This is a genomic window from Paraglaciecola chathamensis S18K6 (assembly GCA_000314955.1).
GTDB lineage: Bacteria > Pseudomonadota > Gammaproteobacteria > Enterobacterales > Alteromonadaceae > Paraglaciecola > Paraglaciecola chathamensis.
Genome location: BAEM01000034.1, coordinates 24,778 through 43,300, shown reverse-complemented (window position 1 = coordinate 43,300; position 18,523 = coordinate 24,778). Strand labels below are relative to the sequence as shown.

The following is an 18,523-nucleotide window of genomic DNA, read 5'->3' as shown; positions in this document are numbered from 1 at the left end:
TGTATTGTGAGTAAATTTATTATGGATAACGCGAAAACGATTAGCGTGCTGTCAAGAGCCGGCTGCGCTGGGTTGATGTTAATATCGCTTTGTGGTTGTTCTATGTTTCAAGGCGAAGATGACATCGTAGTTGATAAAAGCGACCCGCAATACCTTGAATTAAAAGCCATGTTGGAACAACAAAAAATCGAATGGGAAGCCCAGAAACCCGCGTTAGAGCGACTGGTGAAAAACGAAGAAGATCTTGCTTTTCTGATTGATGCCTTGAGTAAGATGTCGATCATCGGTAGTTCGCCTTCTCTTGAGCAATATATGCTCGGCCAACCACAATATGTCCAAGACAAGGCTAATGGTACGAAAAGTAACGGTATTTCAGTTGGAGGCTCACAAACTATCAATTCAGGCGACACGAATACCTCAATTAATGTTAACAACGTTAATAGCGGTAATACTTCTTATGCCAATCCACTTGCCCCACTGGTTGATACACCGGCAGAATTGACACAGTTAATGACCGACCTGCAGAAACTAGCGCGCACTCAGCGATATAAAGCGCTCAATAACCAAAACTCGCCTGACAACTCTCAGGCTACCTCAAATGATGAACTAAAACCTGATAAGTCGATCGGGCGTAACGGCACAACTTATGGTGGCATTTTTGCTAACAGCAAAGTGCAGCTAGATGACTACGCTCAGCAATTGGCTGGTAAGCTTGCAAAATTTTCAGCCATAGAAGGCACTACAGTTGGCGTGGCTAGCTTTGTGGATTTTGATGAAACATTAAGAAATTCCAGTAGCTTAGGTAATCAATTTGCAGAAGCGCTAGCGACTGAGCTGCCACGTTATGGCGTTAACGTGGTGGATTTTAAGCTGACGAAGCACATTGACGTGTCGGCTATGGGAGATCTGGCGCTATCACGCAATGGCGCGCAACTTAACGGCCAAACCAATATGGATTATGTGCTCACAGGCACATTAGTGGCGACGCCTCGTGGCGTGAAAATCAACAGCCGGGTAGTATCTGTCAATGATAACAGTGTTATCGCTGCAGCCAGTACTTTTGTTCCTAGAGGGCTTTTAGCGCAAATGAAACCTTAGATGCTCAAAAAATATACATAATGCCCTAATTGTATAATTTTTAGGCGATAAATTCTTCGGGTTTACAAATTAATTTATGATTTTTAGACGAAAGTTGAATTATTTGCTCAATAAAATGCTAATCCCACCGATAAATGAGTTAGCCCTTAGTAAACAAGCGTGTTTATTTTGGCGCTAACTACATTACGTTTATTTAAAGATAGGGAACCACGATGACAAAAATGAACAAAATAGCTGCCGGATTAGCAGCATCACTTTTATTAGTAAGTGCAGCTCAAGCTCAAGAAACAGTGTCTTCAGTCGCAACTGCAACGGTTCAAAATGCCTTCACGCTAGATGAAACTGCAGCCATTTCATTTGGTACGGTACGAGCAACTGCTGACCCAGCGGGTACTGTGCAAGCATCAATAATTATTCCTGCGAATCCTACAATCGATCCGTCAACGCCAGCTTCTGGCGGGCCTGCGGCAGTTATGCAGATTTTGGTACCTGGCACTCCAGGGGAATACGCTGTATCTGGTGTGGCACCTTTTACTTCCTTGACACTGACAGTACCAACTGGTGATATTAATTTAACCGGTGCTTCAGCTCCTCCTTCTGCACCTAAACTCATAGCAGATAACTGGAGTGGATACATACTAACTGGGCCGAATGCAAATACTGCTTATGCCGCTTCTAATTTGCAAACTGACGCCGCGGGCGAAGTAACGTTTGCTGTCGGTGCGACGTTAAATACCGATGATGCAGCTAGTACTACTGCGTATATTGATGCGGTCTACAGTGGTAATTACGACATAGTCGTTGAGTATTAAAATGCATTTGAGTTGACTGTTATGGATAATATAATTTTTTGTTACGGTCAATTTTTAGCGAATACTATTCGTCTTGTACTAAAAGCTGGTACATTGCTGATTTTTTATCAGCAATGTACGTTTGCTGAAATCATTTTTGAAGAGAATCTCGATTTTGGTAAGTTCTCCATTGTTAATAACTCGAATGTCAGCGAGCTCACAGTAACTCGATATGGCCAGTCATTTTCATCTAACTCGCTTCGAATAATAACGCCAGGCGCACCAGCCCTGCTAAAGTTTATTAATTACCCTGCCTATACGACTTTATATCTTAATCCTATCACTCCGACTACGGGGCGAGTTCAGTCAGGTAATTCAGCGGAATTTATTTTGACAGACTTAGATATACCAGCCTCGGTAACAACAGATGGTGCAGGAGAGGCAAGTATGTTGCTCGGAGGTACGATTGAGTCCTCGGGTACTGGGCAAAGTTATTTAGATACGGATTTCATTTTTAGCATTCGCTTTACTATCAATTATTAAAATCAACTTATCTTTTTGAAGGAAGGTTAATGAAAATTAGGATCTGCGTTAGTGTGTTAACATTTTTATTGTTGGTTACTGCTAGTGGTGTGCAAGCAAGTTTACTTGTATCACCAACTCACGTGGCATTTGATTCGAGAGAGCGTTCAAAAGAAATTGTTTTAATTAATACTAGTGATAGTGTGAAAACTTATCGTATTGAGTGGCAACAGAAAAAAGCTCTCGAACATGGTGGCTATGAAGCTATAAGTAATGAAAGTGACTTTCCCATAGCGAGCAATATGTTGCGTTATAGTCCACGCCAAGTCACTTTACAGCCTAATGAAAGGCAAGTTGTGAAGCTAGCGTTAAGAAAACCAAAAGGTTTGAAACCAGGCGAATATAGATCGCACTTGACTCTACGAGCACTGCCTTCCCAAGATAAAACGGCTCCTAAGCAAACGGGTTTCGCAATAGACTTAAAACTGCGCATGAGCTATTCACTGCCTGTAATCGTTCGCCAAGGAGATAACAACTTAGAGGTGAAAGCTAGCAAAGTTAATTTTACGTTTAATCCAGAGGATGAAAAAGGAAACGTTTCAGTCGATTTTACTCGCGTTGGTAAGTACTCTTCTTATGGAAATATCACCGCGTATTGGTTATCTGAAGGGAGTAGTGCTGAGCCTGTAGTTGTAGCACGACTAAGTGGTTATAGTGTTTATGCCGAGTTAGATAAGGCGACTGCTAATTTGATCTGGGTTGGCAACGCTTTTGAGCCTAGCGCTGGTTCCTTGTCAATTATTTACGAAGGACAAGGAGAATACTCAGGACGCCAACTAGAAAACAAGACATTTGAAATTACCCCCCTGATACAGAAATAATAATTCAGATATAGCACTGTCAATTATTCGGCGCAAAACTGGCGTGGGCTTTGCTAAATAAGTTCTGTTAATCGGAAATGGAACTTTATGCGCCAAACAATCAAATCTATCACTCTCGGCACAACCTGCGCATTAATGGTTGGTGGAAGTGTGGTGCATGCTAGCCAAAAGTCTGTGTTGCCTTCTGCGATGCACAACAAGCAGTTGATTGAATTACTCAAAGATATAAACCAAAAATATCAGCAGCCAATCAAAACTAATGCACTTGATACAGTGGATAAAAGCGCTGTGTCTTCTCGCTTTGCTCCAGGTGAGGAGCTATTTCTATCGCTGAACATAGGTAAGCTTTATTTGGCTGATGTGTACGCGATTAAAAGCGCCAAGCAAGCACACGTTAGCCTGATGACCTTATTCGAAACGCTTGATTTTCCTATTCAGTTTGTTGAGCCCGAAAACAGCGCGGTCCATGCAGGCGGGGCGTCAGGTTGGTTTATTCGTGAAGACAACACCTTTGATTTACAACTGCCTACCGTTCAGGGGGAACCTATTGAAGTCACGGTGAATGGGCAAGAGTATAAGCTTAATAACCAAGATTACACCCTAACCGATGATGGCGATATTTATGTTGAAGCTGATGCAATAAGTCAGTGGATGGGGTTAGAGTTCAACTTCGATTTTGCTAACCTAGAATTATTCACCGATTCAGATACTCCGTTACCGATTGAGCAGCGTCTAGCGCGCCAGAGCCGCCGCGTAAATCAAGGTTCAGGTCGAGGTGAGGCGGTGCTGCCTATGCTGCAGTCGAATTACCAAGCGATAACCGCTCCGTTAGTTGATGTGCAGTTAGCCAGCACGATTGACCCTGATCGTGACAGCGCTCGCTACTCTGTTTTAGGTAGTCATGATTTTGCATACTTAAACAGTCAATTTTTTGTCGCGGGTAACGATCAAGACGAGCTTAGCGATGTGCGCTTAACGCTGTCAAAGGAATCATTAAATGGGGATTTACTTGGTCCGTTGAATGCCACCCAAGTGCAATTCGGTGATATCACCCCGGTTAACGTCGGGATCGGTAATACCGCCTCGCAAAGTCGCGGCTTCAGCGTAACGAACCGTGAGCTCGCACAAATTAATGATAATAAAACGATTAATCTTACCGGTGATATTCAGTTGGGATGGGACATAGAGCTCTATCGAAATGGAATATTGATCGACCAGCAAATGAGCCTGCAAAGCGGACGATATGAGTTTAACGACGTAGACTTACTGTTTGGTGATAACCAGTTCGAGCTCATCATGTACGGACCTCAAGGGCAAATTGAAAGTAAAACTGAACAATATTTTATTACCACTAACTCAGTAGAGCAGGGCGAAGGGCAATATCGCTTCTCTGTTGCTGATGTGGGGGAGTCATTGTTCGGAGTTTCTACTGTTAGCACTGCGCAAGACCCTGGAGTACTGCTTTCGGGGGTATATAACAGAGGTATCACTGATTGGTTTTCACTGAGCGCGGGCGTTTCATCTTTATTGGCTGATGAAGGAGAAGATCAACAATATTTCTCTTTAGGCTCAAACTTAGCACTGTTTGATCGGGTGTTACTCGACGGCATAGTGCAAATTAATCAAGACCAACAAACCCGAGCTGAATTTGGTGCCCGAACTCGCATCGGTGATACTGCGTTAAGCGCTGATTATTATCTGGACGAACGTAGCGTGTTATTCACGGACGAGCAGTTAAACGATGAACAAACCAATTTAGATGATACCCAGTTATATCAGCAATTCGCTTTGAATATGTCAGGTGAGTTATACAAAGCAAGTAGCTTTGGGGTTAACTACCAAAACGAGTGGCGTCACACCACGCTTGAAGATGGTTTACGCAGTGATTTATTCTCAAACCAGTTATCGATTAATAGTCGCTTACTCTATGTGTCCCATGAATTGAATTGGCTTAAAACAGACGACGAATTCACCGAAGAGCAATTTAGCGGCACATTACGTTTACAAAAGAGTTTTGGCCGCATTTTTACGCGTTTGAACGCAATCTATTCAATTAAACCTGAATCACAACTAGAGCAAGTCAGTACTGAATTGTACATGCCTCTGACCACAGAACTGCAAAGTCAACTTGAAATTATCTACTATCCACAGTTTGATGATTACCGAGCGAAACTGGGTTTGAATTGGCAGCATGACTTGTTCTATTTCACTGCTGACACTGAATACGATAAAGACGGAGATTGGTCGGTCGGTTTGAATATGCGGTTTAGTTTTGGTTATGACCCACTTGGCGAGCAATTCTTTATGAACCGCCGTTCAATGGCCAGTAGCGGTGCAATGGCTGTTAGGGTATTTGAAGATTTAAACTTAAATGGTCAGTTTGATAACGATGAACCGTTAATCGAGAACGCGAAAATTAAAGCACTGCAAAATTATCGCCACGGCACCACTGATAAAACAGGTGTGGCTATGCTAAGCAGCATGACCAATAACGTGCGAACGGACATAGTGCTAGATAGGCGCAGTCTTGAAGATCCCTTTTTGATCAATGCTATTCCAGGTGTGTCGGTTACACCGCGAGCTGGGCATCTAGATGTACTTGATTTCCCAGTGGTGCAATCTGGTGAGCTAGAAGGGGTTGTTTACGTCAGCAATGCGAGCGGTGATGAAGAAGTGGCTACTTATGCCCCTATTCGTTTGTATGATAGTAAAGGTAACGAAGTAAACAGCACTGTGACAGAGTTTGACGGCTACTACTTATTTACCGATTTGCTGCCAGATGATTATCAAATGCGCATTGATGCAAGTTACCTAGAAAAGAAAAACTTGCGCGGTGGTAAGGTGATGGAAGTCAGCCTTGCCAGTGCTGGTGAAATAGTGAACGGTGCTGATTTCACTTTGCAAGAGCGAGAAGCTGCTGAAGGGTATGTAGTTTCAATTGGTGAATTCAATTCACTTAGAATGCTAAAGGCATTTTGGCAGATTTTGATTAAGAAAGGTGTATACGTCGTTGACCCTAAACCTTTTTATTACAAAGCGGATGGTGACAAGAAATATACTTTGAACGTGGCGTTTTACCCTAAACAAGCATACGCAAATGCAGTTTGCGCACGTTTTGCAGCGAAAAACATTTCGTGCAATGTCGCTCCCTTTACCTTTGATATTTAAGTTAGTCGAGATATAGACAATGAATACTAGAAAATTTTATTTCTGCCACACCGCGAAATTATCGGCGTTGCTAGGCGGCCTTGTGTTGCTTAACGGATGTTCTAGTGCGCCCAAACCGCAGATTGCCGAAGTGCCAAACGGGCTCAGTGCACAAGAGTTTCACGATACCATGGCCGAGTTTGAAAGAATGAAACCAAGTTTGCAGCGTCTCGCTGCACTTGAGCCTGAACTTAAAGCGCTGATTGCGCAGTTAAACCAAATAGCTCAAGCGGCTGAAGCGCAAGAGAAAATTGATGAAGACACTAGGTTACAAGCGGAAGAAAAGGTTGAGAGTTCTGCGCAAACCGCTAAGTCAAATAAGATTAATCCAATGCCCGATAAGGTGGCTAAAGCACCACAAAACGCAAAACGCAGTATTACGACTCAAGGTAGTGATGAGGCAGAAAATGTAAACGATAGTGCGCCTGCACCTATTCAGGTTAAGCCCCCAATGGGTCAGTATACCTTGCAGTTATCAGCTGTGACTGACAAAAATAAGTTACTTACCTCTTGGCGCACATTGCAAAAATCATATTCACCAGAGTTGAATAACCGGCAGGCTATATATCAAGAAGTCGTGTTATCTGGTGTAACGTATTATCGAATTAAAGCAGGTTTTTATTCAACCGAGAAGCTAGCAAAACAAGGTTGTTCAACACTTAAAAAGTTAGGCGCGAACTGTATTGTTAGTAACAGCAGTGGGTTGAATGTCATCTGATTAGGCACTTATGCTCATCGGGAGGTGTCGTAACTACGGTGCCTCTATTGCGTTGTCATTCTATTTCCCTATCAACTTTGGCGTTTTTTTGGTAATTTACGGGCAAATTTCCGGTACAAGAGAACGTTATGTTTTGTCCCTTCTGTTCTATCCAAGAAACCAAGGTGATTGACTCTCGCTTAGTGGCTGATGGGCATCAAGTGCGCCGTCGTCGTGAATGTACTATGTGTAAAGAGCGTTTCACTACCTTTGAAATGGCTGAATTGGTGATGCCTCGTGTGGTTAAACGTGATGGCTCCCGTGAGCCGTTTAACGAGGATAAGCTGCGCGCTGGTTTGCAGCGCGCCCTTGAAAAACGCCCCGTAAGCACCGAACAAGTCGAGCAGTGTATTAGTCGGCTTAAATCGGCTATGCGCGCCACAGGTGAGCGTGAAATTACCAGTGAATACTTGGGCAACTTGATTATGGATGCCCTTAAAGAACTCGATAAAGTCGCTTACGTGCGCTTTGCTTCTGTGTACCGCTCGTTTGAAGATATTCGCGAGTTCGGTGAGGAAATTGCGCGTTTGGGTGATTAGCGCGTTATTCGTTAATGCATTTGTATGCTTCATGAGTTGAATAAATAAGGTTGTAGAGTGACGCAATTCTCTGCGCTTGACGCAAAAATGATGGCTCTGGCTATCCGCTTGGCTGAAAAAGGCCAATATACTACTTCTCCGAATCCCAATGTGGGTTGCGTGATCACTGATCCAAAGGGCAACATTGTAGGCCAAGGCTGGCACCAAAAGGCTGGTACTCCTCACGCTGAAATTCATGCCATTGCCCAAGCAGGTGAGCGCACTAAAGGCGCAACTGCTTATGTCACGTTAGAGCCGTGCAATCATCATGGCCGCACTGGCCCGTGCTCTGAAGCGTTAATAAAAGCAGGGGTGAGCCGTGTTGTAGCCGCCATGGTTGACCCAAACCCTTTAGTGGCAGGTAGTGGCTTACAAAAACTAAGCGACGCCGGTGTTGCCGTCAGCAGCGGTCTTCTTGAGCGTGAAGCCAAGGCGCTAAACCTTGGTTTTATTAAGCGAATGAAAACCGGCATACCTTGGGTCACCGTTAAGCTGGCATCAAGCTTAGATGGTAAAACCGCATTAAATAATGGTGAAAGCCAGTGGATAACCGGTCCACTTGCTCGTGAAGATGTGCAGCGTCATCGTGCAAAGAGTTGTGCGATATTATCGGGCTCTGGCACGGTTTTGGCCGATAACCCTTCATTGAATGTAAGGTACAGTGAATTAGGCAATGTCAAAAGTGAGCTGTCAGAAGAAAACTTACGCCAGCCAGTGCGTATTTTACTCGACGGGCGAAACCAGATGCGCCCCGACCTGCATTTATTTTCTTTATCGTCACCCATTGTGATTATCAATAGCCAGCCAAATACAGCTGATTTTCCGGCGCACGTTGAACAATATCAAGCCCTTTCGAACGGTGCGCAACTTGACCTGCAGGATGTGATGAAACACCTTGGCCAGCGTGGCTTTAATCAAATATGGGTCGAAGCAGGGGCTAAGCTTGCAGGGGCCTTATTGCAGAATAAATTGATCGATGAATTGATTTTGTACCAAGCGCCCAAACTATTAGGGGATAAAGGCCGAGATTTATTTGCTGTAGACGAATTAACCCAAATGCAGCAAGCTTTTGAATTACAATGGCAGGATGTACGCCAAGTGGGGCCTGATTTAAAGCTAACGGCACGCTTAACCTAATGTAATATCCATGCCATTGACCTGTAAATTGCAGCTATGTTCGGCGCATTTGAGGTAAGTGGTGTGTAGAACTAGTCGTCCGTTTTACGAAAAGCGGAGCAATAAAGACAAGCGGTGTGAGTAACAAAGACTGCACGTATAAGATGAGTGAAAAGACATTATGTTTACCGGAATAATAGAAGATGTAGGGCACATCGAATCCTTAACCCCAACGGGCGATGATATTCGCTTACGAATTCGGGTAAATAAATTAGATATGTCCGATGTTGCTCTCGGTGACAGCATCGCCAACAATGGTGTGTGTTTAACCGTGGTAGACATGAGCGCAAGTGGTTTCAGTGCTGATGTGTCTCACGAGACCATAAAGCGCAGTGGCTTTGCTGACTATAAAGCCGGTAGCAAGGTTAATTTAGAAAAAGCCATGTTACCTAGCTCTCGTTTTGGTGGGCATATTGTTAGCGGTCACGTCGACGGTGTTGGCGAAGTGATTTCTATTAACCCAGTAGGGCGTTATGTGGAAATTTGGGTTCAAGCACCCAATGATTTAGCGCGCTATTTAGCAGAAAAAGGCTCTATCACGGTAGATGGTGTGAGTTTGACGGTGAATGCCGTCGATGGTGCTAAATTTTTGATTACGCTGATTCCGCACAGCTTGCAGGAAACCATTATTGGTGGCTACAAAAAAGGCACTAAAATTAATTTGGAAGTTGATGTGGTTGCTCGTTACTTAGAGCGTTTAATGCTCGGTGATAAAGCGGCACAATCAGGCCAACAAAAATCAGATATCAGCATGGCGTTTCTGGCCGAGAACGGCTATTTACGCTAGGACACATGCTGAGAAATAAAGGTGTGCTTTAGCACACAATGACATTTGCAGATAACTGCTCACCCTAGGACACAACCAGAAAGAATCATAATATTATGGCAATGAACACAACAGCAGAAATTATCGAAGACATTCGTCTTGGCAAAATGGTTATCTTGATGGATGACGAAGATCGTGAAAACGAAGGCGATTTGATTATGGCCGCCGAGTGCGTTACCCCTAAAGACATTAACTTTATGGTAACTCACGCACGGGGTTTGGTTTGTTTACCCATGACAGCTGAGCGTTGTAAACGTTTGAATTTGCCGTTAATGGTTGATAATAATGGCGCACAGTTCTCGACGAACTTCACTGTATCTATTGAAGCACGCGAAGGGGTGACTACAGGTATTTCCGCGGCGGATCGCGCAAGGACTATTTTGGCGGCGGTTGCCCCAGATGCAACAGCCAATGACATCGTACAGCCAGGGCATATATTCCCTCTTATCGCCAAAGAAGGCGGGGTGTTGAATCGCGCTGGGCACACTGAAGCGGGCGTGGATTTACCGCGCTTAGCTGGATTAGAGCCCGCCTCAGTGATCGTTGAAATACTCAACGAAGACGGCACCATGGCCCGCGGCCCTGAGCTACAAGAGTTCGCGAAAAAGCATGACCTTAAAATTGGTACCATTGCCGATCTGATTGAGTATCGTAACCTAAACGAAACCACGATTGAGCAAGTGGCAAAATGCAAATTGCCTACAGAGTACGGTGAGTTTGATTTAGTCACTTTCAAAGATTCAATTGATAACCAAGTGCACTTTGCGCTGAGCAAAGGGGATATCAATGCGAATGAACCAACATTGGTGCGTGTGCATTTACACAATACACTAAGTGATTTACTTGGTTCAGAGCGCGCTATTGAGCGCAGCATGAACTTACCGCAAGCATTAAAACGTATCGCCGCTGAAGGTGGGGTTTTGGTGTTATTGGGTAAAGACGAAGATTTATTGACGCAAGTAAAACAGTTTGAAGCAGAAGACAACGGTGAGAAGCCGGTAGGTGCTGCATGGAGTGGCACATCACGCACTGTAGGGGTCGGTAGTCAAATACTTGCTAGCCTTGGCGTGAAGAAAATGCGCTTACTAAGTCGACCTAAGAAATACCACGCATTATCTGGCTATGGTTTAGAAGTGGTTGAGTACGTCGATTAAGTTGACTGTTATAGCCTTTTCAATCGCTGTCATTTAGTAGGATATCAGTAGGTAACCAGTAAATGACAAAGCCATCGCTAAAAACGCTCGTTTAACGGGCGTTTTTTATTGCCTCTATCAATCTACTTTCTTACCGAATATTCAGCAATCATCGAGGGCTGAGTGAGTTACTAATGCTTTATTACACAATAATCCCTTGCCGATTATGAGTATTTTATAAACAGAGCATTAAGCTGTTTGGGATCATATTGTGCTGTGCTATTATACGCGCCATTTTTTATAGTTAGGGCTAATTAGGCATGAATATCATTGAAGGCAATATTCGCGCAACAGGCAAAAAATTTGCGTTGGTTGTGTCACGTTTCAACAGTTTCGTTGTTGAGAGTTTGGTTGAAGGCGCACTTGATACGCTTGAGCGTCACGGTGAAGTAAACAGCCAAGACATCACATTGGTTCGCGTGCCTGGTGCATATGAGCTTCCTATCGCGGCTAAAAAGCTAGCTGAAAAAGGCACGTTTGATGGCATTATCGCTTTAGGTGCAGTTATCCGTGGTGGTACACCTCACTTCGAATTCGTCGCTGGCGAATGTAATAAAGGCTTAGCCCAAGTTTCACTTGAGTTTGGTATTCCAGTTTCTTTTGGCGTTATCACCACTGACAGTATCGAGCAAGCTATAGAGCGCTCAGGTACTAAAGCAGGTAATAAAGGCGCTGAAGCAGCGCTAGGTGCGCTTGAAATGGTGAACGTCATGGCCAATATCGAAGGGGCAGAGTAGGTGAAACCAGCAGCCCGTCGTAAAGCCAGAGAGCTTGCGGTTCAAGCCGTTTACTCTTGGCAGATGTCAAAAAATCCACTTGATCAAGTAGAGCTCAGTATTGTCACTAGCAATAATATGCAAGACGTAGATACCGAGTACTTTCTTGAATTACTTCGCGCAGTTGTGCGTAAAACCGCTGAGTTAGACGCGAAAATAAAGCCTTATTTAGGTCGTTTGCCTGAAGAACTTGATCCTGTCGAAAATGCCATTTTACGATTGGCTACTTACGAACTTGTTGAGCGTATTGATGTCCCATACAAAGTCGTGATTAACGAAGCGATTGAGTTAGCTAAGTCATTCGGCGCTGAAGAGAGCCATAAGTTCATCAATGGTGTGCTAGACAAAGCAATTAAGACCCTTCGCAAACACGAATTGTCATAAGATATCGTTATATTTTAGGGAGTGACACAGGCTGTGTATTCCCTTTAATCTCAGAGTTTTAAAATAAGAATGTGAAAGAATTTTCGTTAATTGATACCTATTTTCGCGATGTAAGTTTTCAGCGCAAGGATGTACTGCTAGGCATAGGCGATGATTGTGCCATTACCCAAATTCCTGCTGGCCAAGCCCTTGCTACGACAACAGATACACTCGTTAGCGGCGTACACTTTTTACCAGATGCCGACCCTAAAGCCATCGCACAAAAAGCCATTGCGGTAAATTTGAGCGACTTAGCTGCTATGGGGGCTGAGCCCGCTTGGTTAAGCTTATCGCTGTCTTTACCGAATGTTGATGAAAACTGGCTCAAAGCGTTTTCAGAAGGCTTTAAAGAGCTGACCGAGTATTACTCTATTCAACTTATCGGTGGTGATACGGTGCAGGGACCTTTGGCTATTACGATTACTGCCCAAGGTTTTGTCGCGGCTGATCAAGCGTTAAAACGCTCTGGGGCTAAACCAGGTGATTTTGTATACGTGACAGGCACCCTAGGGGATGCTGGGCTCGGGTTAGATATTTTGCAAGACCATACAGACGTTGACAACGCCGAGCACAAAGCGTACTTGCTTAATCGTTTGCATTATCCATCGCCTCGTGTATTTGCGGGTACGAGTTTACGCCGTGTAGCGAACGCTTGTATCGATATTTCTGACGGTTTACTGGCCGATATCAAGCATATTTTAAAAGCGTCACAATGTGGTGCTTGTTTACAGCTTGATAAGTTACCTCTGTCTAGCGCCATGGTAGATTCGGTTGATCAAGACTCAGCGTTTCATTATGCGTTAAGCTCAGGCGATGACTATGAATTACTTTTCACTGTGAGTGAAGAGCAAAAAAGCAGTGTTGATCGTGTATTAGCCTGCAGTAACGTGCCGGCGACGTGTATCGGCCAAATTAACGGTGCTGTTGGTAAGGTCGACTTGAAGTTTAATGATGAAAGTTACGCCTATAGTCAAACAGGCTTTGAGCATTTTAATTCAGGCGAATCAAGTAATAAGCACTGCAACAACGCTAAGCGCGCCTAATGGATAGGCATATTAGAAAGCGTGTATCGCTTGCCAACCCTATTCACTTTTTAGCCTTGGGGTTTGGTAGCGGCTTAGCACCAAAAGCGCCGGGCACTTTCGGCACGATCGCGGCCATTCCTTTGGTGTGTTTACTTGCCTATAGCACGACCCTTACGGGGTATGTGCTGGTGACTCTACTTGCATCACTTATTGGTATCTGGCTATGCGGTAAAACTGCCCACGATATGATGGTGCATGATGATTCATCTATTGTCTGGGATGAAATAGCGGGCTTGCTTATCACCATGATTGCGGTTCCCTTGAACTGGCAAACATTGCTGTTGGGCTTTGTCTTATTTCGAATTCTCGATATTCTAAAGCCATGGCCAATCAGTTATTTAGACGCACGGGTGCATGGCGGGTTCGGCATTATGATTGATGACATACTCGCTGGTGTATTTGCCCTTATTCTTATGCACATCACCCTTTATCTTGGCTGGCTTTAAGCGTTTACGTATCGCCACTCGTGCGCAAGCTCATCCGTTGAAGAAGCCCTAGCATGTGCATTTGAATGGGTGTGTTGGTGCGCTTTCTTCAGGGTTAATAGAATAATCGAAAAGGAACATCATGAAAATTTGGGTCGATGCGGATGCGTGTCCGGTATTGGTAAAACAAATCTTATTTAAAGCCGCTCAGCGCACACAGGTTGAAATGACCTTGGTGGCTAATCAACATATTCCTGTCCCGCCCGATAAAAACATTACAAGTATTCAAGTACAAAGTGGTTTTGATGTGGCCGATGACTATATTGTTGAGCAATGTGTTGCGAATGACTTGGTGATCACGGCTGATATTCCGTTAGCTGCAGAAGTCATCGCTAAGGGCGCGCATGCGTTGAATCCACGGGGTGAGCTATACACCAAAGAGAGTATCGGTAGTATTTTGAATATTCGTGATTTCATGGACACCATGCGCAGCAGTGGCGTGCAAACGGGTGGGCCAGGTGCATATGGCAACAAAGAGAAACAGGCGTTCGCCAATAACCTAGATAGGCTACTGGCTCAACGTTAGGTTGTCGCTTTTAATCAATAAACGACAGCCTTGAAATGGGCTTTATTGGTTCAAGAACGCTTGCGCTTTAGCAATAATACCAGCGTCATCCATGCCTATTTCAGCGTACATTTCTGTTTGGGTACCTTGCATAATAAACTCATCAGGTAGTCCAATTTGCAGTAATCGACTCGTATGCACAGTACTTAACAAGTATTCTGCCACCGCACCGCCTGCTCCGCCTGTGGTAGCGCCATCTTCAAGGGTAATGAGTAACTCGTGATCCTTGGCAACCTTGGCAATTGCGTCAGTATCCAGCGGTTTTACGAAGCGCATATCAATCACAGTCGCATTGAGTACCTCAGCGGCTTTTTCAGCATAAGGTAGCAGCACACCAAAATTCAAAATAGCCACTTTTTCACCTTGGCGAATACTGCGGCTTTTGCCTATTTCTAAAGCTTGCATAGTGGTATCAGGTTTAACACCTGTGCCTGAGCCTCTTGGGTAGCGTACAGCGGCTGGTTTGTTTAGTTTGTGCCCTGTGTAGAGCATTTGACGACATTCATTCTCATCTGCAGGTGTCATGATCACCATATTTGGAATGCAGCGTAAAAACGGAATATCAAACGCACCTTGATGGGTAGGGCCATCAGCGCCCACTAAACCGGCACGGTCAATGGCGAACAGCACTGGCAGTTCTTGCAACGCTACGTCGTGAATTACCTGATCGTATGCACGTTGCAAAAACGTTGAATAAATCGCTACAACGGCGTTTTGGCCTTCTTTTGCAAGCCCTGCCGCAAACGTCACTGCATGTTGCTCCGCAATGGCTACATCAAAATATTGCTCAGGGAATTTTTGTGAAAACTCCACCATGCCAGAGCCTTCACGCATCGCTGGCGTGACTGCCATTAGGTTAGGGTCTTGCGTTGCCATGTCACACAACCAACGGCCGAATATTTTCGAGAATGTCGGGTCGCTCGGGGCCGCTTTGGGCAAGCCATCAGCAGACGGGTTGAACTTGGGAACGGCATGAAACTTAATTGGGTCTTTCTCGGCTAACTCATAGCCTTTACCTTTTTTGGTAACCACGTGCAGAATTTGCGCACCTTTGATATTGCGCATGTTCTTAAGCGTATCTACCACACCGTTAACATCGTGCCCGTCTATGGGACCAATGTAATTAAAGCCTAATTCTTCAAAGATAGTGCCTGGCACTACCATGCCTTTGATGTGCTCTTCTGCGCGGCTAGCAAACTCTTTAATCGGCGGTACGCTACTGAGTAGCTTTTTGCCACCGTCACGAATAGAGTTAAAAAAGTTACCTGTTAGCAAACGAGCGAGGTGACTGTTTAACGCCCCTACGTTTTCTGATATCGACATTTCGTTATCATTTAAGATAACTAGCATGTCTTTATCTATGTCACCGCCATGGTTAAGGGCTTCAAATGCCATGCCTGCTGTCATGGCACCATCACCGATAACCGCAACGACTTTTCGGCCCAACGCTTCTTTCTCGGCGGCAACTGCCATGCCTACAGCAGCGCTTATGGAAGTAGATGAATGCCCTACAGCAAAGGTGTCATAGTCGCTTTCATTCGGCCAAGGGAAAGGGTGCAAGCCGTTTTTCTGGCGAATTGTCGGCATACGATCACGTCTGCCGGTTAAAATTTTGTGCGGATAAGCTTGATGGCCCACATCCCAAATGAGGCGGTCGAATGGGGTGTTATACACATAATGCAGTGCAACGGTTAACTCAACTGTGCCTAACCCTGAGGCAAAGTGACCACTACTTTGGCTTACGCTGGTGAGTAAATATTGACGTAATTCTTGCGCAACTTGTTTTAGTTTATCTTGAGGAAGCTCGCGCAATTGCTCGGGCGTGTCCGCTAAAGCTAAAAGCGGGTAGTGGGCTAAATCCAGGGTCATGAGGTACGTTTCTACTATTATTATTTGATGATGTATCGTTCGTAATTAATGATTACGATGAATGACGAAATCGGTAAATGATTTCAACACCTGCGTATTGTAAGGTAAAGCAGTCAAAGCTTGAAGCGCTTCTTGATGAAGTTGGGCAAGATAAGCCTGCGCACCTTCTAGACCAAGCAGTGCAGGGTAGGTACTTTTATTCTGTTCTTGATCCGAACCTTGGGGTTTCCCAAGCGTTTTTGAGTCGCCTACTACATCTAAAATGTCATCTTGCACTTGAAACGCTAAGCCGATGGTCTTGGCGTATTGGCTTAGTAGCGCCTTACTCTCGTCGCTGATAGAGGTACTCAGGGTCGCTGCCATTTTTGCTGCTGCGATGATAAGAGCACCGGTTTTTTTGCTGTGTAACTGCTCTAATTGCTGCTGAGATATAAGTGTATTGGTAGATTGTAAATCGATCCCCTGACCGCCACACATACCGTCGTAACCTGATGCTCGGCTCAGGATACGCACCAACTCTATACGCTGCTGATTGGCAAAATCTGACAATGGATAATTAATGATAATGTCAAAAGCCAATGTTTGCAGGGCGTCACCGGCTAATATGGCATTCGCTTCATCGAATTGGATATGGCAGGTAGGGTGACCACGCCTCAGGTCGTCATCGTCCATGGCGGGTAAATCATCATGTACCAAGGAATAAGCATGAATGCACTCAATGGCCAGAGCAGGCGCATCGAGATCAGACTCCGATACGCCGAGTGCTTCACCTACGGCGTAGACTAAAAAGGGACGCATGCGTTTGCCACCCATTAACAGGGCATATTGCATAGCATTTTTTAGTCGAGGGGCGTGCTCATCAAGATCACTTATCTGCGCTTGTAACAAAGCGTCAACGCGCTGGTGTACACGTTTTTGTTGGGTATCAAATGTCATTAGTCTTGCGTATTGGCGGGGTCGAAATCAGCCAGCGGCGCTTGCTCGTCTTGACCCATTAATATCTGAACTTTTTGTTCGGCTTGTTTCAGTTTGTTTTGGCTGTGGCGAGCTAATTGTACACCTCGCTCAAAACGACTTAACGCATCTTCTAAACTTAGCTCACCTTCTTCCATTTGATTGACTATGCTATCGAGCTCTTGCATTGATTCTTCAAAGCTCAAGTTTTCGGTTTTTTTACGACTGGTCATAGTATTGGCTTCTTTATATTTCGTGCTCTTTTGCGAGTTGAGCGCACCTTACCTGAGGGGTAAATAGTGGTCAAACCTTTTTCATAGCGCCGCGCGCTAACCTGACACGGATTGTCTCTTGATTGCCTGCTTATCACAAGAACAGTGGGGTAGTTTGTATTTGATTAGATAGGAATTATCGCTAAGTACTATAGATTATTTAAACTTTGTCGATAAAATGATTAACCAAGTCAACAACCTAAATGCACACTCTGCAAATTTTTGAGCTCATGTGCAGGCGTTTTAAGAGCTGGGCCATTTTTTGTTTCGCGTAACACACTTTTTTGATGGGAGTACAATGTGGATTTAGCAACCCTTATAGGCATGATTGGCGCAATTGGGTTTGTGATCATGGCCATGGTGCTGGGCGGTGATTTAGGCATGTTTTTTAACGTGCCTTCAATATTGATCGTCGTCTGCGGTAGTTTGTTCGTTGTGTTATCCCAATTCACGCTCGGGCAATTTTTTGGGGCGGGTAAAGTGGCTGGCAAAGCCTTTATGTTCAAAATTGAATCGCCTGAATCTCAAATCGAAAAAATCGTTGAAATGGCTGACGCTGCTCGCAAAGGTGGTTTCTTAGCTTTAGAAGAAGCGCAAATTGAAAACGAATTTATGCAAAAGGGTGTCGATATGCTCGTAGACGGTCACGATGTAGACGTGGTGCGTGCGACGCTGGCCAAAGACATATCGATGACCACTGAGCGTCATGAATTCGGTGCCACCATATTTAAAGGCATGGGTGATGTTGCGCCCGCCATGGGAATGATAGGTACTTTGATTGGTTTGGTGGCGATGTTATCTAACATGGACGATCCTAAATCAATCGGCCCAGCGATGGCTGTTGCACTGTTAACCACACTTTACGGCGCTGTTTTAGCTAACGTTGTGTGTTTACCTATCGCAGAAAAACTAGGTAACCGAGCCGTGGAAGAGAAACTAAATCAAAGCCTTATTCTAGACGGTATTATCGGTATCGCAGATGGTCAAAACCCTCGTGTTATTGAAGGTATTTTGAAAAATTACCTTGCAGCCAGTAAGCGCGGTAGCGCCACAGAAGATGCATAA

At 44.6% G+C, this 18,523-nt stretch carries 19 protein-coding genes; 16 read left to right on the top strand and 3 right to left on the bottom strand.

What is annotated here, in order from left to right; translation table 11 throughout:
- The first annotated feature begins 6 nt into the window (after window positions 1-6).
- From GCHA_RS12805 to GCHA_RS12735, 15 genes are all read left to right on the top strand, one after another.
- Entirely contained in the window at window positions 7-1,098 is a 1,092-nt protein-coding gene (locus GCHA_RS12805) for a FlgO family outer membrane protein (RefSeq protein ID WP_007988850.1), read from the top strand.
- Window positions 1,099-1,310: 212 nt separating this feature from the next.
- Window positions 1,311-1,910 carry a hypothetical protein gene (locus GCHA_RS12800; RefSeq protein WP_007988848.1) on the top strand — a complete coding sequence of 200 codons (600 nt, stop codon included), beginning with the start codon at window positions 1,311-1,313 and terminating at the stop codon, window positions 1,908-1,910.
- 21 nt (window positions 1,911-1,931) lie between these two features.
- Window positions 1,932-2,432: a hypothetical protein gene (locus GCHA_RS12795; protein WP_007988846.1), complete on the top strand. Its 501-nt coding sequence runs from the start codon at window positions 1,932-1,934 to the stop codon at window positions 2,430-2,432.
- A 29-nt stretch (window positions 2,433-2,461) separates the two neighbouring features.
- Window positions 2,462-3,292 (top strand): fimbrial biogenesis chaperone, encoded by an 831-nt coding sequence (locus tag GCHA_RS12790; RefSeq protein WP_007988842.1) that lies wholly within the window; start codon window positions 2,462-2,464, stop codon window positions 3,290-3,292.
- Between the two features lie 87 nt (window positions 3,293-3,379).
- The gene (locus GCHA_RS12785; RefSeq protein WP_007988840.1) at window positions 3,380-6,460 is read left to right on the top strand and encodes an SPOR domain-containing protein; all 3,081 of its coding nucleotides are present in this window, start codon (window positions 3,380-3,382) and stop codon (window positions 6,458-6,460) included.
- 82 nt (window positions 6,461-6,542) lie between these two features.
- Window positions 6,543-7,217 (top strand): SPOR domain-containing protein, encoded by a 675-nt coding sequence (locus GCHA_RS12780; RefSeq protein ID WP_007988838.1) that lies wholly within the window; start codon window positions 6,543-6,545, stop codon window positions 7,215-7,217.
- Window positions 7,218-7,345: 128 nt separating this feature from the next.
- A complete protein-coding gene (gene nrdR / locus GCHA_RS12775; protein WP_006992170.1) occupies window positions 7,346-7,795 on the top strand; it encodes a transcriptional regulator NrdR in 450 nt (149 codons plus the stop codon).
- Window positions 7,796-7,852: 57 nt separating this feature from the next.
- Window positions 7,853-8,971 carry a bifunctional diaminohydroxyphosphoribosylaminopyrimidine deaminase/5-amino-6-(5-phosphoribosylamino)uracil reductase RibD gene (gene ribD / locus GCHA_RS12770; protein WP_007988835.1) on the top strand — a complete coding sequence of 373 codons (1,119 nt, stop codon included), beginning with the start codon at window positions 7,853-7,855 and terminating at the stop codon, window positions 8,969-8,971.
- Window positions 8,972-9,131: 160 nt separating this feature from the next.
- Window positions 9,132-9,797 carry a riboflavin synthase gene (locus GCHA_RS12765; protein WP_007988832.1) on the top strand — a complete coding sequence of 222 codons (666 nt, stop codon included), beginning with the start codon at window positions 9,132-9,134 and terminating at the stop codon, window positions 9,795-9,797.
- A gap of 95 nt (window positions 9,798-9,892) precedes the next feature.
- The gene (ribBA, locus tag GCHA_RS12760) at window positions 9,893-10,990 is read left to right on the top strand and encodes a bifunctional 3,4-dihydroxy-2-butanone-4-phosphate synthase/GTP cyclohydrolase II (RefSeq protein ID WP_007988830.1); all 1,098 of its coding nucleotides are present in this window, start codon (window positions 9,893-9,895) and stop codon (window positions 10,988-10,990) included.
- A 299-nt stretch (window positions 10,991-11,289) separates the two neighbouring features.
- Window positions 11,290-11,766: a 6,7-dimethyl-8-ribityllumazine synthase gene (ribH, locus tag GCHA_RS12755; protein ID WP_006992174.1), complete on the top strand. Its 477-nt coding sequence runs from the start codon at window positions 11,290-11,292 to the stop codon at window positions 11,764-11,766.
- On the top strand, window positions 11,767-12,189 hold the full coding sequence (nusB, locus tag GCHA_RS12750) for a transcription antitermination factor NusB (RefSeq protein WP_007988828.1): 423 nt from the start codon (window positions 11,767-11,769) through the stop codon (window positions 12,187-12,189).
- 71 nt (window positions 12,190-12,260) lie between these two features.
- On the top strand, window positions 12,261-13,271 hold the full coding sequence (gene thiL, locus GCHA_RS12745; protein WP_007988826.1) for a thiamine-phosphate kinase: 1,011 nt from the start codon (window positions 12,261-12,263) through the stop codon (window positions 13,269-13,271).
- Window positions 13,271-13,759 (top strand): phosphatidylglycerophosphatase A family protein, encoded by a 489-nt coding sequence (locus tag GCHA_RS12740; protein WP_007988824.1) that lies wholly within the window; start codon window positions 13,271-13,273, stop codon window positions 13,757-13,759. The genes thiL and GCHA_RS12740 overlap by 1 nt, the downstream gene beginning before the upstream one ends.
- A gap of 121 nt (window positions 13,760-13,880) precedes the next feature.
- On the top strand, window positions 13,881-14,324 hold the full coding sequence (locus tag GCHA_RS12735; RefSeq protein ID WP_006992178.1) for a YaiI/YqxD family protein: 444 nt from the start codon (window positions 13,881-13,883) through the stop codon (window positions 14,322-14,324).
- A 42-nt stretch (window positions 14,325-14,366) separates the two neighbouring features.
- Here the strand turns inward: GCHA_RS12735 and dxs are convergent, their stop codons facing one another.
- From dxs to xseB, 3 genes are read right to left on the bottom strand one after another with little or no spacing between them, the layout of a single operon-like run.
- A complete protein-coding gene (gene dxs / locus GCHA_RS12730) occupies window positions 14,367-16,232 on the bottom strand; it encodes a 1-deoxy-D-xylulose-5-phosphate synthase (RefSeq protein WP_007988823.1) in 1,866 nt (621 codons plus the stop codon).
- Between the two features lie 45 nt (window positions 16,233-16,277).
- Entirely contained in the window at window positions 16,278-17,168 is an 891-nt protein-coding gene (gene ispA, locus GCHA_RS12725) for a (2E,6E)-farnesyl diphosphate synthase (RefSeq protein WP_007988822.1), read from the bottom strand.
- On the bottom strand, window positions 17,168-17,419 hold the full coding sequence (xseB, locus tag GCHA_RS12720; protein ID WP_007988821.1) for an exodeoxyribonuclease VII small subunit: 252 nt from the start codon (window positions 17,417-17,419) through the stop codon (window positions 17,168-17,170). Before xseB ends, ispA begins: the two co-directional genes overlap by 1 nt.
- A 339-nt stretch (window positions 17,420-17,758) precedes the next feature.
- Between xseB and pomA the strand changes: the two genes are divergently transcribed.
- Window positions 17,759-18,523 (top strand): flagellar motor protein PomA, encoded by a 765-nt coding sequence (pomA, locus tag GCHA_RS12715; RefSeq protein WP_007988820.1) that lies wholly within the window; start codon window positions 17,759-17,761, stop codon window positions 18,521-18,523.